Here is a 14,800-nt window from a genome sequence, read left to right on the forward strand (position 1 = left end):
CTCCCGGCACGCGAACGTCCCCTGACGACCGCGTCCCCGAGGAAGGCCCGTGTCCGGCTCACGCCGGGCGCGGGCCTTCCTCGGTTCGGGCGGGGCGTCGTCGGTTTCGCTTCGGCGCAGTGGCCCACGCCACAGGTTCGGGGTCTTGAGTGTGCCGCTACGGCACAGCCTTTGCTGGGACACGGTTCACCCCGCGTTCCCGGCACGGCCAGGAGGCGGGAGGAACGCCACCACCCGACCCGAACACCGATGGGAGGCCAGACGGTCATGCGCCGCAGCGCCACGGTCTACTTCGCCTCGTACGGGCTGTCCCTGTTGGGCAAGGGCATCGCCGGCGTGGTGATGCCGCTGCTCGTCCTGGACCGCACCGGCGACGTCCTGGCGGCGGGCGTGCTCGCCACCGCCTCCACGGCGGCCTCCGCCCTGGCCGGGCTCGTCGGCGGTCTGATCGTGGACCGGATCGACCGCCGCTGGGTCTCGGTGGTCTCCGACCTGCTCGCCGCCCTGTCGGTGGCGGCGCTGCCGGTGGTCGACGCCCTGTGGGGCCTGGACATGGGCTGGTTCCTGGCCCTGGCCGTCGTGGGGGCGGTGATCCGCGTGCCCGGCATGACGGCTCAGGAGACGCTGCTGCCCGCCCTGGCCCGACTCGGAGCCGACCGGCCGGGTGGTCGGGCCGGGCGCTCCGGGGCCGCCGCGCCGGGAAGGCTCGACCGGATGATCGCCACCCGCGAGACCATGGGCAACCTCCTGCTGCTGGCCGGTCCCGGCCTGGGCGGGCTGCTCGTGGGACTGCTCGGGCTGTCCTCGGCGCTGCTGCTGGTGACCGCCGCCACGAGCCTGCTCGCCGCGGCCATGACCCTGCTGCTCGACCCGCGGGCCGGTCGGGTCGTCCGGCGGCGCCCCGACCCGGCCGAGAGCGCCGACGCCTCCGGTGCGGCCGCCGTCGGCGGCCCGGTGCGCCGGGCGGTGGCCGACCTGCTGGACGGGTGGAGGTTCCTGGGCCGCACCCGGCTCCTGCTCGGCACCACCCTGATCAGCGCGGTGCTCGTCGCCGTCCTGAGCTCGCTGCAGACCACCCTCATGCCCGCCTACTTCACCGGTCAGGGGCTTCCCGGGCTCACCGGGCTGACGCTGAGCGCGCTCGCGGCGGGCAGCATCGCCGGGTCCGCGCTCTACGCCGCCACCGCCGGGCGGGTCCGCCGCCGCAGCTGGTTCGTCCTCGGTATGGGCGGCACCCTGGTCGGGTTCGGCGCGGTCGGCACCATGGCCTCCCCGTGGCTGGTGCTGGGCGCCGCGGCCCTGGTGGGGCTGACCTTCGCACCGGCCTCGGCGGTGCTCGGCGTCCTGACCGTCGAGGCCACCCCGGACCACATGCGCGGCCGGGTCCTGGGGGCGCAGAACACGGTCATGCTCGCCGCGCCCGCCCTCACCAGCGCCCCGCTCGCGGCCGTGGCCACCGCGGCCGGGCTGCCCGTCGCCGGAGCCGTCCTCGCCGTACTGGCGGGCGTCACTGCGGTCGCCGCCCTGGTCGCCCCGGTGTTCCGCTCACTGGACGACCCGCGGGGGCGGGAGCCGGTCGGCCCCGAAGGGCGTCCGCGACCCCGGGAGCGGACGTCCCCCGAACTCGCGCTCGCGGACACCGTCCCCCACACGCCGGACGCCCGCGCGGTGGGGGAACGCGGGGAACGCACCGCCGACCGGTGAGAGGGCGTGGGGTCAGCGCCCTTTCCGGCGGAGTGAGCGGTTTCGGACCGGGCGCTCCGAGGGAGGTTTCGATGAGGGCCGTGGCCTGTTCGGTCAGGCTCTCACGTGCGAAGATGTATTTTCTGGTCGAAAGATGACACGGCGGGTGGGGAGTCGTGAGACGAACGGCTGTCGTGCCGGATTCCGGGGTGCTGCCATGACGGTGCAACACGCGTCCAACGAGCTGATGGTCTCCCTCGTGCGGGCCGGACACCTGGCCACCTTCGAGGAACTACCCGCGCTCGTGGCCAAGAAGGCCGACAGCGCCGGGCTCTCCCAGGCGCGCATCTACCTGGCCGACCACCAGCAGCAGGTCCTGCGCGAGTTCACGGGAGAGGGCAGCGACGCCCACCAGGGCGGTGAGGACCTGCTGGTGGACGACTCCCCGGCCGGTCAGGCCTACGTCACGGGCGTGACCGTGCGGATGGAGGACGAGCAGCGCTACTGGGTGCCGGTCCTGGACGGCGCCGAGCGCCTGGGCGTGCTGCACGTGAGCTACCCGGGCGACCCCGACCGCTCGGCGATGCGCGACCTGGCCTCCATGGTGGCGCTGCTGGTCATCGCCAAGCGCTCCAACAGCGACGCCTACGCCCGGCTGATCCGCACCAAGCCCATGTCGGTCTCGGCGGAGATGCAGTGGACGCTCATGCCGCCCGGCACCTTCGCCGACTCTCGGGTGACGATCTCGGCCGCCACCGAACCGGCCTACGACAACGCCGGGGACTCCTTCGACTACGCCCTGGACGGGGAGACCGCCCACCTGGCGATGTTCGACGCCATGGGCCACGACACCACCGCCGGGCTCATCGCGAACCTGGCCGTGGGGGCCTTTCGCAACGAGCGCCGCAAGGGCACCCCGCTGGCCGACGTGTGCCGGGGGGTGGAGCACACCCTGATCCAGGAGTTCGTGCGCACCCGCTTCGCCACCGCGATCCTGGCCGAGCTGAACATGGCCACCGGGGAGCTGTACTGGGTCAACTGCGGGCACCTGCCGCCGGTGCTCATCCGGGGCGAGGAGGTCCGCGACCTGGAGTGCGAGCCCTCCCACCCGCTGGGGATGGACCTGGGGCTGCCGGTGACGGTGTGCCGCGAACAGCTCGAACCCGGCGACCGGCTGCTGCTGTACACCGACGGCATCATCGAGGCGCGCGACTCCGAGGGGCGCGAGTTCGGTGTGGAGCGGTTCGTGGACTTCGTCATCCGCCACCAGGCCGACAACATGCCGGTTCCCGAGACGCTGCGGCGCCTGGTGCACGCGGTGCTGGAGTACCACCACGGCAGGTTCGGCGACGACGCCACGGTGCTCTTCTGCGAGTGGCACGGCTGACCCGGAACTCCCCGCGCGGTCCCGTTCGCGGCGGGCGGCCACCGGCCCTCTCCGTCCATCCGCGGTGGGTGTCGCGCGGGGCGGTGTGCGGCCTCCGGGAGTGGTGTGCGAGGCGTCGCTCGGAGGCGGGCGGGACGCCTGGTGCGGCGGGTGTGCGGGACGGGCCGGTGGTGCCGCCCGCTACGCAAGGGACGGGAGTGCCGTGGACGTTCCGCGCGGCACGTAGAATCCGCCCATAACACGCGGGCAGGACAACAGAATCCGGGGTGTGGCGTGGCGGAGATGGTGCACGTGGTCGTTCCGGTGTTCGCCGTGGTGGCGACCGGTCTGTTCGCCGGGTTGTTCTTCGCGTTCTCGATCGCGGTGATGCCGGGTCTGCGCAGGTCCGGGGACCGGGCGATGATCGAGGCGATGCAGGGGATCAACGTCGCCATCCTCAACCCGTTCTTCGCCGTGGTCTTCATCGGCGCCCCGGTGGCGGTGCTGGCCTGCGCCGTGCTCTACGCCAGCGTCGGCGCGACCGCCTCCGCCGTGTGGTCGGGGGCGGCACTGCTGTGCCTGGTGGCGGCCCTGGTGTCCACCTTCGCGGTCAACGTCCCGCGCAACAACGTCCTGGACCGGCAGGGCCCGGCCGAGCGGATCGCGGACCCGGCCGCCGTGCGCGCCGCCTTCGAGCCGGTGTGGGTGCGCTGGAACAACGTGCGTACCCTGACCTCGCTGGTCGCGCTCCTGTGTGTGGTCCTCGCGCTGCGCTGACCCCGGCGTACGCCCACCGCCAAAGGCCTCTCCCCCGCTCGTGCCCAGCCGTACCCGCGCCTCCGACCAGCCGGAGCCCCCAACCCTGACGGCGGCCGGGCGGGGCGGGAAAACCCGTTGCGCACCGGCGGCGCGTGGACGATGCTCCCTCCCATGAGCACACAGCGCGCGGACATGTTCCTGGCCCCGGGCGAGGACCCCCGCGAGGGCCGCCCCCGCCCCGTCGGCGAACGCGCCGTCCTGGTCGAGTTCCTGCACCTGCAGCGCATGACCCTGGAGCTGAAGTGCTCGGGTCTGGACGCCGACGCGCTGGCCCGCCGTTCGGTGCACCCCTCCACCATGTCCCTGCTGGGGCTGGTGCGGCACATGTCGGAGGTGGAGCGGGCCTGGTTCCGGTGCCGCCTGGGCGGGCGGAGCCGCGAGCAGGCGCCCCTGCTCTACGCCAGCGCGTCCGAACCCGACGGGGACTTCGACGGGGCGGTGGCCGATCCGGCCGTGGTGGAGGAGGCCTGGGCGACCTGGCGGGCCGAATGTGCCCACACCGACGCGTTCGTGGCCGGCGCCCCCGACCTGGAGAGCCCCACCTGGACCGAGCCCCACAACGGCCGGGTGTGGGACCTGCGTCAGGTCCTGGTGCACATGGTGGAGGAGTACGCCCGCCACAACGGGCACGCCGACCTTCTGCGCGAGCGCATCGACGGCCGCCGGGGCCAGTAGTCGGCTCCCGGCCCAGGCGCCGCGGCACCCCGGCCCTGCCCCTCCCGCCCACTGCGGGGCCGGAAGCTCCGCCCGGGCGCGGCTGGGGCACGCGCGCCCGGCTCCCCCGGGCCGGACGGCCCCCCTCCGGCCCGGCCCCGGCGAGGTCCCGGGCCGCGTCCCCCCGGGGTCAGACCCCCGCGGTGGCCTGGCCCTGCATCCCCGACAGCAGCGCCCGGACGTCCCGCACACACCCCCCGCAGCCCGTCGTGGCCCGGGTCCGTTCGGCGATGGCCTCGCGGGTGCGCGCCCCGTCCAGCCAGGCCTGTTCGATCTCGGTGCGGCTGACGGCGTTGCACCGGCACACCAGCGCATCGGCGGCCGCGCCGTCGGCCTCCTCCGGGGCGGCGGTCGGCAGCCCCTGGAGCAGCGCCAGCCGGTCGGCGGGCACCGGGGCGCCCGTGTCGTAGAGCTGGGCCAGGGTCGCGGCGGCCTCGGGGAAGCCCAGCAGCACCGCGCCCACCACCTTCTCCTCGCTCACCGACAGCTTGGCGTAGCGTCCGCCGTAGGGGTCGCTGATGGTCACCGTCTCCAGGTCGTCGGCGTCCTCCTCGTGCACCCGCCCGAACGCGGTCAGCTCGATCCCCTCCGCCTTGAGCCGGGTCAGCGGCCTGGCCCCGGAGTAGAGGGCGTGCGGTGCGGCGCCGGTCAGGCGCCGGGCCAGGACGGCGGCCTGCTCCCAGCCGGGCTGGATGAGTCCGGCTCCGCCGCCGGGGTGCTGGGCGCAGTCGCCGATGGCGTGCACGCGGGCGTCGGAGGTCGCGAGGCGGTCGTCCACGATGACGCCGTGCTCGACCTCGATACCGGCGTCCTTGGCCAGTTCGATGTTGCCGCGCACCCCGGCGGTGACCACCAGGGCGTCGCCGGGCAGCACGCGGCCGTCGTCCAGTTCCAGGCCGGTGCCCGGAACCCAGCGGGCGGCCACCCGCCAGGAGTGCACGGTCACGCCCAGGGCGGCGTAGCGTTCGGCCAGGATGCGCGCGGCGGGCTGGTCGATCTGGCGGCGCATGATCCAGGGCGAGGACTCCACCACCGACACGCGCATGCCGCGTCCGACCAGGCCGCGGGCGGCCTCCAGGCCCAGGACGCCCCCGCCCAGGACCACCACGGGGGCGCCCGGGCGGACCAGGGCGAGCAGTCGTTGGCAGTCGTCCAGGTCGCGCAGGGCCGTCACCCCGTCGCCGGGGGCGCCGTCGGGTCCGGCGACCCCGGTGACCGGGGGGAAGGAGGCGCGCGCCCCGGTGGCCAGGACGAGTTCGTCGTAGGGAAGCGTGCTGCCGTCGTCCAGGGTGACGGTGCGCCGCTCGGTGTCCAGGGCGGTGGCGGTGGTGCCGGTGCGCACGGTGACGCCGGGGGTGTCGGGGACGGGCAGGCGGATCTGCTCGGGGGTGTAGTCCCCGGCGACCACGCCCGAGAGCAGGACCCGGTTGTAGGCGGGGTGGTGCTCGGTGCCGACCACGCTCACGTGGACCCGTTCTCCGGTCGGGTCCAGGCGTGCGGTCTCCTCGGCGAAGCGGGCGCCGACCATCCCGTTGCCCACGACCACGATCTGACGCGGGGACGCGCCCTGCACGGTGCTCAACTGCTGCCTCCTGGTGTGTGCGTGTCCTCGGGTTCCAGCCGCACCGCGCTCACCTTGAACTCGGGCATGCGGCTGGTGGGGTCCAACGCCGGGTTCGTCAGGTTGTTGGCGGACTGGGCGCCCGCGTAGTGGAAGGGCAGGAACACGGTGTCCAGGCGGGCGGTGGGCGCCAGCCGCACCCGGGCGCGCGTGTGGCCGCGCCGGGAGGTGACGCGGGCCCAGTCGCCCGCGGCGAGCCCGGCGCGCGCGGCGGTGTCGGGGTGCACCTCCACGTACGCCTCCGGTTCGGCCCGGGCCAGTTCGCCGACGCGGCGGGTCTGGGCGCCGGACTGGTAGTGGCCCATCAGCCGTCCGGTGGTCGCCACGAGGGGGTAGTCGGCGTCGGTGTCCTCGGCGGGTGGGCGGTGGGCGACCGGGACGAGGCGGGCGCGCCCGTCGGGGTGGGCGAAGGCGTCCAGGAACAGCCGGGGCGTGGGCGGCTCCTGCGCGCGCACGGGCCAGTGCAGGGCCTCGCCCGAGGCCAGGCGCTGGGGGGTGACACCGGAGTAGTCGGCGGCTCCCCCGGCCGAGGCCCGGCCCAGTTCGGCCAGGACGGCGTCGGGGTCGGTGGGGAAGCGGTCGGCGGGCTGGCCCAGGCGCACCGCCAGCGCGGAGAGCACCTCCAGGTCGGTGCGCACCCCCTCGGGCGGGGCGGCGGCCCGGGTCCGGCGCAGGACGCGCCCCTCCAGGTTGGTCATGGTGCCGCTCTCCTCGGCCCACTGGGCCACGGGCAGCACGACGTCGGCCATGGCGGCGGTCTCGGAGAGCACGAAGTCGGCGGCCACCAGCAGGTCCAGGGAGGCCAGGCGGGCGCGTACGCGCGCGGTGTCGGGGGCCGAGACGACGGGGTTGGAGCCGAACAGCAGCATGGCGCGCGGTCCGCCGCCGCTGCCCAGGGCGTCGAGGAGTTCGAAGGCGGAGCGGCCCGGGCCGGGCAGGGCGTCGGGGTCCACGCCCCACACCCCGGCCACGTGGGCGCGGGCGGCGGGGTCGTCGATCCTGCGGTAGCCGGGGAGCTGGTCGGCCTTCTGGCCGTGTTCGCGCCCGCCCTGGCCGTTGCCCTGGCCGGTGATGCACCCGTACCCCGAGCCCCAGCGGCCGGGCAGACCCAGCGCCAGGGCCAGGTTGATCCAGGCCGAGACGGTGTCGGTGCCCTTGGCGTGCTGTTCGGCGCCGCGTCCGGTCAGGACGTAGGCGGAGCGGTTGCGGGCGGCCCGGCCCAGCAGGTCGGCGGCGGCGCGGATGCGGGCGGCCGGAACCCCGGTGACCTGTTCGGTGCGTTCGGGCCACCAGGCGGCGGCGTGCTCCCAGGCGGCCTCGAACCCGGTGGTGCGCTCGGTGAGGAACTCCTCGTCGCACCAGCCCTGGACGCGGGCGGCGTGCAGCAGCCCCAGGGCCAGGGCCAGGTCGGTGCCGGGGCGGGGGGCCAGGTGCATGCCGCCGTCGGAGAGCGCGACCTGGGCGGTGGCCGAGCGGCGGGGGTCGATGACGATGAGGGTGGGCGCGGACAGGTGGCCCATCATCGGCGGCATGGTCTCGGCCGGGTTGGCCCCGGCCAGCAGGACCACCTCGGCCTCGCCGACGTCGGTCAGCGGGAAGGGCATCCCCCGGTCCAGGCCGAAGGCCCGCGTGCCCCCGGCCGCGGCCGAGGACATGCAGAACCGGCCGTTGTAGTCGATCTGGGAGGTGCCCAGGGCCAGGCGGGCGAACTTGCCCAGGGTGTAGGACTTCTCGTTGGTCAGGCCGCCGCTGCCGAAGACCGCGACGGTGTCGGGGCCGGACTCGGCGCGCAGGGCCAGCAGGCGTTCGGCGACGTGGTCCAGGGCGGTGTCCCAGTCGGTCTCGACCAGGTCGGCGCCGCGGTCCTTGCGCACCAGGGGGCGGGTGAGGCGGTCGGGGACGGTGAGGACCTCGGCGGAGGTCCAGCCCTTGCGGCACAGTCCGCCGCGGTTGGTGGGAAAGGGTGCGGGGCGGGCGGCCAGGCGCCCGTCGGGGCCGGGCTCCAGGTGCATGGCGCACTGGAGCGCGCAGTAGGGGCAGTGCGTGGTGGTCATCGGTCGGCGCTCTCCACGCTGGCGGCGCCGACCGGGGAGGCGGAGGGGCGGCGCAGGTAGACCGCCCAGGTGACGGCGGCGCACGCCAGGTAGAAGGCGCCGAAGACGACGAAGGCCGGGGCGGTGGAGCCGGTGGCGGCGAAGGACTCGCGGAAGGCGATGTTGACGCCCACCCCGCCCAGGGCGCCGACCGCGCCGATGAGGCCGAGCACGGAGGAGGCCACGCGCTTGGTGCGGGCCAGGGCCTGTTCCCGGGGTTCCCCGGCGGCGATGGCGTCCTCGGCGCGTGCGGCGTACAGGGAGGGGATCATCTTGTAGGTGGAGCCGTTGCCCAGGCCGGTGAGGACGAACATCACCGCGAACGCGCCCATGAACAGGGCCAGGTGGGCGGCCTGGACGGAGAGCACCAGGACGGCGGCGCAGGCGGCCATGGCCAGGAAGACCCACAGGGTGACGCGGGCCCCGCCCAGGGAGTCGGCCATCCTGCCGCCCACGGGGCGGATCAGGGAGCCGATGACCGGGCCGAGCACGGCGATCGCGGCGGACTGCACGGGCGCCAGCCCGAACTGGGACTGCAGCAGCAGGCCGAAGGCGAACCCGGTGCCGATGAAGGAGCCGAAGGTGCCCACGTATAGCAGCGACATGATCCAGAAGTGGCGGTCGCGGACGGCTGACAGCTGCGCTGAGACGTCGTTGCGCACGTGGACCAGGTTGTTCATGGACCGGTACGCCCACCAGGCGGCCAGCAGGATCAGCGGTGCGTAGAACAGCGGGACCAGGTGTCCGGCGGAGGTGGTGAACAGGGCGATGACGGCCAGGCCCACGAGCTGGACGGTGGCCACGCCGATGTTGCCGCCGCCCGCGTTCAGGCCCAGCGCCCACCCCTTCTCCCGTTCGGGGAAGTAGGAGTTGATGTTGGCCATGGAGGAGGAGAAGTTGCCGCCGCCCACGCCCGCGGTGGCGGCCAGGACCAGCAGCAGCCAGAAGGGGGTGTCGGGGTCGCGGACCAGGAAGAAGGCGGCGACGGTGGGCACGGCCAGGGTCAGGGTGGAGATGACCGTCCAGTTGCGTCCGCCGAGGGCGGGCACGGCCAGGGTGTAGGGCACCCGCAGGATCGCGCCGACCAGGGTGACCACCGACAGGAGCAGGAACTTCTGCTCGGGGGTGGTGGAGAAGCCGTGCTCGGGGATCATGAAGAGCACGAGTACCGACCAGATGCTCCACACCGAGAAGCCGATGTGCTCGGAGGCGATGGAGGCCCACAGGTTGCGGCGGGCCACGCGTCGTCCGCCGCCGTTCCAGAACCCTTCGTCCTCGGGGTCCCAGGCGGAGATCCAGCTCTTACCGGTGCGCGGTGCGCGCGGGCCAGTCTGTGAGGCCACGGCCGTGCCTTCCTGCTCGACGGCTGCTGACGAAACCGAAGGTAGGGAGCCCGCGTTGCCTGGAGGTGTCCAGCCGTAACACGCGGGAAACAGTCGGCTCACCCGGAGCGCGCGGCCGCGGTGAGAAGCCCTGTCCTGCCTGGTGGGAGGGGGTGGAGGCGTTCGTGGCGCGGCGGGCCCCGGTGGGTGTTGTGGTGCGGATCACCGCCGGCGGCGGGGCCGCCCGCAGGCGTTTGCGTCCCGGGGCTCCCGGGTGCGGCGGACCACCGTGAGCGGGCGCCGCCCTCGGAAGGTACCGGACATTCGCGCCGCCGAGGGAACGGAAAGCGTGGGTTGTGGCCGGAATCCGACCGCTTTCCTTCCTAGCGTGGGGGCACCTTCCGCCGAGCACGAGGAGTCCGTGATGCGTATCGCCGTGACCACGCCCACCGGCAACGTCGGCCGCCACGTGGTGGCCGGCCTGGTCCGCGCGGGTGTGCGCCCGCGGGTGCTGCTGCGCGACCCGGCCCGGTTGGACCCGGCGCTGGTCGACTGGGTCGACTCGGTGGCCGTGGACCAGCGCGATGCGGACGCGGTCCTGGACGCGACCGCGGGCGTGGACGCGCTGTACTGGGTGAGCCCGCCGGTCCCGGCCGAGGACCCGGTCGCCGAGCACGCCCGGATGGGCGCGCACGCCGCCCGCGCCGTCACCGCCAACGGCATCTCCCGCGTCGTCTTCCAGAGCAGCGTCGGCGCGGAGAAGCGCGGCGGGGCCGGGGAGATCGACGGGCTGGCCCGCACCGAGCAGCTGCTGGAGGGCACCGGCGCGACCGTGGCGCACCTGCGGTGCGGCTTCTTCTTCACCAACCTGCTGATGGAGCTGGACGCCATCCGCTCCGGCACCGTCTCGGTGGTGCTGCCCGTGGACCGTCCGATGCCCTGGGTGGCGCCGCGCGACATCGCCGACACGGCCGTGGGCCTGCTGCTCAACCCCGATCTGGCGGGCCGGACCGTGCGGGCCGTGCACGGTCCCGCCGACCTGAGCTGGGAACGGGCCGCGGCGGTGGTCACCGAGGTGACGGGGTACCGCGTGCGCGCCCAACGCGTTCCCGACGAGCGCATGCGCGAGGTGCTCGCGGGCGCGGGCCTGGGGCCGGGCTCCGTCGAGGCGGTCATGGGCATGTCCACCGGGCTGCGTGAGGACTTCACACCCGAGCAGCCCCGTACCGCGGCGACCACGACGCCGACCACCCTGGCGGCCTGGTGCCAGGACGAGCTGCGGCCCCTGCTGTGACCGTCCCGGGGCCGCGCCCTCCCCTCCCGGTCACGGTGGAGGTTCGCGCACGACATCGGCGATGACCGCGGTCACGACCCTGTGGACGGCTTCGGGGCCGGGTGGTGTCCCCCCGCGGTCGGCGAAGAGCAGGTGTCCGGCTCCGATCAGCGTGGGTGCGAGTGTGTCGATGTCGGCCTCGTCCGCGAGGCGGCCCCGTTCGCGTTCGCGGGCGAGGTAGGCGGCGATTCCAGCGGCGGCCTCGGTCAGGAGCGGAACGCCGGTCGGCGTGGTCCGGCGCAGCCGGGCGCGCAGGCCGTCCCGGGAGGTCACCAGGCCGACGATCGTCACGGCGACCGGCCCGAACAGGTCCATTAGCACGCCAGCGAGGTTGTCGGCGACGGTGCCGGTCCCCGCGCGGTCGCACAGGGAGGCGGAGCAGGTCTCGACCCGGGCGATGCGGTCGGCCACGAGTTCGGTGAGGAAGGCGTCGAAGTCGGCGAAGTGCCGGTGCAGGACGCCCTTGGCGCAGTCGGCCTCGTCGGTGACCGCCCGGCTGGTCAGCGCGCTCGGCCCGTCCCTGAGCAGGACGCGTTCCGCGGCATCGAACAGCCGCTCGCGCGCGTCGCGCATGGCCGTCCCTGTGGGCATAACCGTGTGTCCTCCGTCCGACTCGCCCGAGCCCGCCCGGTTGACGAGTGGGCACGTGCCCACTATTAATGGGCACATGCCCACTATACCGCCGGAAGGGCCCCGGCCCTCCACGCGCAAGCCCCACCGGCACCGACGGGTGGCGGAGTCCTTCGGTGCGGACGCCGAACGCTACGACCGCGCCCGGCCCCGCTATCCCGACGCCCTGGTGGAGCGCGTCACCGACGCCGCGCCCGGGCCCGACGTCGTCGACGTCGGCTGCGGTACCGGCATCGCCTCCCGGCAGTTCCAGGCGGCGGGCTGCCGTGTGCTGGGCGTGGACCCCGACGAGCGGATGGCCGAGCTGGCGCGTCGACTCGGGGTCGGGGTGGAGGTGGCCGCTTGGGAGGACTGGGACCCGGACGGCCGGGAGTTCGACGCGGTCGTCGCCGCCCAGGCCTGGCACTGGACGGATCCGGTCGCGGGAGCGGCCAAGGCTGCCCGGGTGCTGCGCCCCGGAGGTGTGCTGGCGGCGTTCTGGAACGTGTTCGAGCTTCCGCCCGAGGTGGCGCAGGCCTTCGCCGACGTCTACCAGCGGGTGGTGTCCGACTCGCCGTTCGACCCGCGGGGGATGACGGCGCAGGGCCGGAAGGACTACACCGAACTGCTCTCCGGGGTGGCCGACGGTATCCGGGAGGCGGGCGGGTTCGGTGAGCCCGAGTGGTGGCGGTGGGACTGGGAGTGGTCCTACACCCGGGACGCGTGGCTGGACCAGATGCCCACCTTCGGCATCCTCACCTGGGTTCCGCCGGACCTCCAGGAGCAGGTGCTGGAAGGTGTCGGCGCCGCCGTCGACGGCATGGGAGGCGCGTTCACCATGCGGTACGCGACGGTGGCGGTGGCCGCGTCCAGGGCGGTGACCACGCCCTGACGGCGCGGCGCCCGACCCCGCGGGCGCCGGTCCCCACGCCGCCGTGAGCGTCCTGCCCGGTGTCGGCCACGCCCTCCTGGGCCGGGGCGCGGCGATCGCGGCCTTCCTTGACGCGTGCGGACACCGCCCCGGGCACCGTGCCCGGGGCGGTGCGGTGCTCAGGAGTCGGCGGCCGGGGTGCGCATGGCGTCGGCGATCCAGGAGTAGGGCAGCGTGTCCTCCTCGGGCGGGGTCCCGTTGACCGCCGCCACCAGGGTCAGGTACCGGCCGTGGGTGTCGTCGTAGACGGGGTCCTCTGAGGCGGCGTCCTCCTCGGCGATCTGGCGCTCGATATCGGGGATCTGCCGGAACGCCTCGGCCATCCGGTTACGGATCGTGGGGGTGAGCGAGGTGTCGGACACCCCCGCGGCCTCCTCCATGAAGCGCGTGATGGCCTCCTGGGCCCGGGGGGAGCGGGGGGACTCGCCGTCGCGGTGCGCGGCCAGGACCTCCTTCATGAGCTCGGTCCCGCTCCCGTACATGAAGTCCTGGAACCGCGGGCTGGCGATGCTCCTGCCCACGTCCGTGGAGTAGGTGTCGCGCAGGTAGGTGCGGACCGCCTCGCGGAACTCCGGGTCCCGCACCAGGTCGGCCAGTTCGATCCACGCCTCCAGTTGGGCGGCCGTGGGGTCCGCGGGCAGGACCGGGCGCATCTCGCGCAGCCGGTCGACGAAGCCCTCGGGGACGTCGAGGCCCTCGCCGACGTCGTTCCAGAAGTCGTCGATGACCTGCTCGCGCTCCTCGTCGGTCATCGAGACGAGCTTGTGCATCAGGTCGGCCCGCGCGGTCGTGGCGCCCTGCTTGATCAGGGTCCGCAGCACCGCTCTCCTGGCCCGCATGGTGCGCTCCTGGCGCTCGACCACCTCCAGGTGGGTGGTGAGCAGGTCGTGCAGGGTCGTGCCGCCCGCGAGCAGTCGGCGGATCTCCTCCAGGTCGGTGTCCAGCTCGCGCAGGGTGCGGACGAGTTCCAGGCGGGCGATGGTGTCGATGTCGTAGAGGCGGTGGCCCGCGTCGGTCAGGCGCGTGGGCTCGACGACTCCGGCGTCGGCGTAGAAGCGGACGGCGCTGACGCTCAGGCCGCTGCGGCGCGCGGCGTCTCCGATGGGGTACAGCTCGTGGTCGTGCATGGGAGCCACTGTGGTACCTCAAGCGGCTTGAGATGCAAGCCGGTGGACGCGCGGGTTCGTGCCGGACGCGGAACCGGCACGGTCGTTCCCCCGCCGCATGACATCTGTCATGCCCGGTCCGTGCGGACCGCACAGGGAACACATGACCCGTGACACTCCGTCACGGGCCCGCTCCGTCCTAGGTTCGAAACACGGAACGGCAGTCCACGAGACGGCAGGGAGCCCCGGATGTTCGAGGAACGGCGTCGGGCCGTGCGACGGGCCAGTCCCGGGAACGGCCGTCCGCTGAAGCCCTTCCGGTGGTGGCAGCTGACCTCCCGTGCCCTGTTCTACCTCGTGCTGGGCGACGCCGAGGGTCGGCGGACGGTCTACGCCGTCCACGTCGACCACACGCAGCGGTTCTTCTCGGAGGACGGCAAGGGCAGGGCCCACCTGTACCTCGACGGCAGGCACCACGCCGAGTCGGGGCTCCCCGCCGCCTTCCCCGTGCGGGGCGGGGTGATCGAGGTGGCGGCGACGGCCTTCGGTCTCAGGCGCTGCCACTACGTCACCGACGAGGGGGCCGAGCACCAGCTCGTCCCGGACCCCCGCTCCGGCGAGGGGCTCCGCGCGCGGTTGGACCGCGAGCACCCCGTACTGAGCCGCTGGATCGGTGTCCTCTCGCTGCTCCTGCTCGTCGTCCCCGCGCTGTTGCTCGTCCCCCAGCTCACCGAGGTGGTCTTCCAGGTGCCTCCCGTGGCCGAGCGCTTCGGGACGTTCACCTCGCCCGTTCACCTGCCCGTGTGGCTCAACACCGCGCTCACGCTCGGCGCTGCGGCGGCCAGCACGGAGCGCGCGCTGCGTCTGCGCTACAACTGGCTGCTGGACACCGCGGCCCAGGGGTGAGGGCGGCCCGGTGGGTCAGCGGGTTCGGGTGGGGGTTTCACCGTTGTGGTCCGCGGTGGCCCCGGCCGCCGTCCGAGGGTCGGGTGCACGGCCTCCGGCGACGGCTATTCGCCCTTGTCGGTGGTCTTCTTGCCGGTGGCCACGCCGAAGGCGACGCCCATGCACAGGCCCAGCGCCACACCGAGTGCGAGGTTGTCCATGAGCAGGCCGAAGGAGGTGCCGAAGCAGACGCCGAGCGCCAGCCCCAGTGCGAGGTGGTTGTTCTTGTCCTTGTCCTTGTTCATGCGTCCCCTTTGT

At 73.9% G+C, this 14,800-nt stretch carries 13 protein-coding genes; 7 read left to right on the forward strand and 6 right to left on the reverse strand.

All coding sequences use genetic code 11. From position 1 onward, the window contains the following. Positions 1 to 249 precede the first annotated feature (249 nt). The 4 genes from G011_RS0103075 to G011_RS0103090 all read left to right on the forward strand — a co-directional run bounded on the left by G011_RS0103075 (position 250) and on the right by G011_RS0103090 (position 4,543). Positions 250 to 1,704 carry an MFS transporter gene (locus G011_RS0103075; protein WP_019607170.1) on the forward strand — a complete coding sequence of 485 codons (1,455 nt, stop codon included), beginning with the start codon at positions 250 to 252 and terminating at the stop codon, positions 1,702 to 1,704. A 196-nt stretch (positions 1,705 to 1,900) separates the two neighbouring features. Next, a complete protein-coding gene (locus G011_RS0103080; protein WP_019607171.1) occupies positions 1,901 to 3,070 on the forward strand; it encodes a PP2C family protein-serine/threonine phosphatase in 1,170 nt (389 codons plus the stop codon). 273 nt (positions 3,071 to 3,343) lie between these two features. Beyond that, a complete protein-coding gene (locus G011_RS0103085) occupies positions 3,344 to 3,826 on the forward strand; it encodes a DUF1772 domain-containing protein (protein ID WP_019607172.1) in 483 nt (160 codons plus the stop codon). 153 nt (positions 3,827 to 3,979) lie between these two features. Then, complete coding sequence (locus G011_RS0103090; protein ID WP_026337964.1) at positions 3,980 to 4,543, forward strand: DinB family protein; 564 nt, start codon at positions 3,980 to 3,982, stop codon at positions 4,541 to 4,543. 169 nt (positions 4,544 to 4,712) lie between these two features. Here G011_RS0103090 and G011_RS0103095 read toward each other — a convergent pair whose 3' ends face one another. The 3 genes from G011_RS0103095 to G011_RS0103105 are packed head-to-tail and all read right to left on the reverse strand — an operon-like array spanning position 4,713 to position 9,639. After that, on the reverse strand, positions 4,713 to 6,164 hold the full coding sequence (locus G011_RS0103095) for an FAD-dependent oxidoreductase (protein WP_019607174.1): 1,452 nt from the start codon (positions 6,162 to 6,164) through the stop codon (positions 4,713 to 4,715). Next, the gene (locus G011_RS0103100; RefSeq protein WP_019607175.1) at positions 6,161 to 8,257 is read right to left on the reverse strand and encodes a molybdopterin oxidoreductase family protein; all 2,097 of its coding nucleotides are present in this window, start codon (positions 8,255 to 8,257) and stop codon (positions 6,161 to 6,163) included. Before G011_RS0103100 ends, G011_RS0103095 begins: the two co-directional genes overlap by 4 nt. Beyond that, on the reverse strand, positions 8,254 to 9,639 hold the full coding sequence (locus G011_RS0103105) for an MFS transporter (protein ID WP_019607176.1): 1,386 nt from the start codon (positions 9,637 to 9,639) through the stop codon (positions 8,254 to 8,256). The genes G011_RS0103100 and G011_RS0103105 overlap by 4 nt, the downstream gene beginning before the upstream one ends. Before the next feature lie 403 nt (positions 9,640 to 10,042). On the opposite strand from G011_RS0103105, the gene G011_RS0103110 reads away from it, so the two are divergent. Beyond that, a complete protein-coding gene (locus G011_RS0103110; protein WP_019607177.1) occupies positions 10,043 to 10,912 on the forward strand; it encodes an NAD(P)H-binding protein in 870 nt (289 codons plus the stop codon). Positions 10,913 to 10,942: 30 nt separating this feature from the next. Here G011_RS0103110 and G011_RS0103115 read toward each other — a convergent pair whose 3' ends face one another. Next, positions 10,943 to 11,542 carry a TetR/AcrR family transcriptional regulator gene (locus G011_RS0103115; RefSeq protein WP_026337965.1) on the reverse strand — a complete coding sequence of 200 codons (600 nt, stop codon included), beginning with the start codon at positions 11,540 to 11,542 and terminating at the stop codon, positions 10,943 to 10,945. Positions 11,543 to 11,618: 76 nt separating this feature from the next. On the opposite strand from G011_RS0103115, the gene G011_RS0103120 reads away from it, so the two are divergent. Next, positions 11,619 to 12,452, forward strand: a complete 834-nt coding sequence (locus G011_RS0103120; RefSeq protein WP_196808481.1) for a class I SAM-dependent methyltransferase — start codon at positions 11,619 to 11,621, stop codon at positions 12,450 to 12,452. Between the two features lie 158 nt (positions 12,453 to 12,610). On the opposite strand, the gene G011_RS0103125 is transcribed toward G011_RS0103120, so the two are convergent. Continuing rightward, a complete protein-coding gene (locus tag G011_RS0103125) occupies positions 12,611 to 13,618 on the reverse strand; it encodes a MerR family transcriptional regulator (protein ID WP_019607180.1) in 1,008 nt (335 codons plus the stop codon). A 228-nt stretch (positions 13,619 to 13,846) separates the two neighbouring features. On the opposite strand from G011_RS0103125, the gene G011_RS0103130 reads away from it, so the two are divergent. Then, a complete protein-coding gene (locus G011_RS0103130; RefSeq protein ID WP_019607181.1) occupies positions 13,847 to 14,503 on the forward strand; it encodes a hypothetical protein in 657 nt (218 codons plus the stop codon). Between the two features lie 104 nt (positions 14,504 to 14,607). Here G011_RS0103130 and G011_RS0103135 read toward each other — a convergent pair whose 3' ends face one another. Further along, on the reverse strand, positions 14,608 to 14,787 hold the full coding sequence (locus G011_RS0103135) for a hypothetical protein (protein WP_019607182.1): 180 nt from the start codon (positions 14,785 to 14,787) through the stop codon (positions 14,608 to 14,610). Positions 14,788 to 14,800 lie beyond the last annotated feature (13 nt).

The organism is Nocardiopsis sp. CNS-639 (assembly GCF_000381685.1).
Taxonomy (GTDB): Bacteria; Actinomycetota; Actinomycetes; order Streptosporangiales; family Streptosporangiaceae; genus Nocardiopsis; species Nocardiopsis dassonvillei.

Bases quoted from the DNA above. Each gene is read 5' to 3' on its own strand.
- G011_RS0103075 (WP_019607170.1), top strand. From the start codon at position 250: ATGGGAGGCCAGACGGTCATGCGCCGCAGCGCCACGGTCTACTTCGCC.
- G011_RS0103080 (WP_019607171.1), top strand. From the start codon at position 1,901: ATGACGGTGCAACACGCGTCCAACGAGCTGATGGTCTCCCTCGTGCGG.
- G011_RS0103090 (WP_026337964.1), top strand. From the start codon at position 3,980: ATGAGCACACAGCGCGCGGACATGTTCCTGGCCCCGGGCGAGGACCCC.
- G011_RS0103100 (WP_019607175.1), bottom strand. From the start codon at position 8,257: ATGACCACCACGCACTGCCCCTACTGCGCGCTCCAGTGCGCCATGCAC.
- G011_RS0103110 (WP_019607177.1), top strand. From the start codon at position 10,043: ATGCGTATCGCCGTGACCACGCCCACCGGCAACGTCGGCCGCCACGTG.
- G011_RS0103115 (WP_026337965.1), bottom strand. From the start codon at position 11,542: ATGCCCACAGGGACGGCCATGCGCGACGCGCGCGAGCGGCTGTTCGAT.
- G011_RS0103120 (WP_196808481.1), top strand. From the start codon at position 11,619: ATGCCCACTATACCGCCGGAAGGGCCCCGGCCCTCCACGCGCAAGCCC.
- G011_RS0103125 (WP_019607180.1), bottom strand. From the start codon at position 13,618: ATGCACGACCACGAGCTGTACCCCATCGGAGACGCCGCGCGCCGCAGC.
- G011_RS0103130 (WP_019607181.1), top strand. From the start codon at position 13,847: ATGTTCGAGGAACGGCGTCGGGCCGTGCGACGGGCCAGTCCCGGGAAC.
- G011_RS0103135 (WP_019607182.1), bottom strand. From the start codon at position 14,787: ATGAACAAGGACAAGGACAAGAACAACCACCTCGCACTGGGGCTGGCG.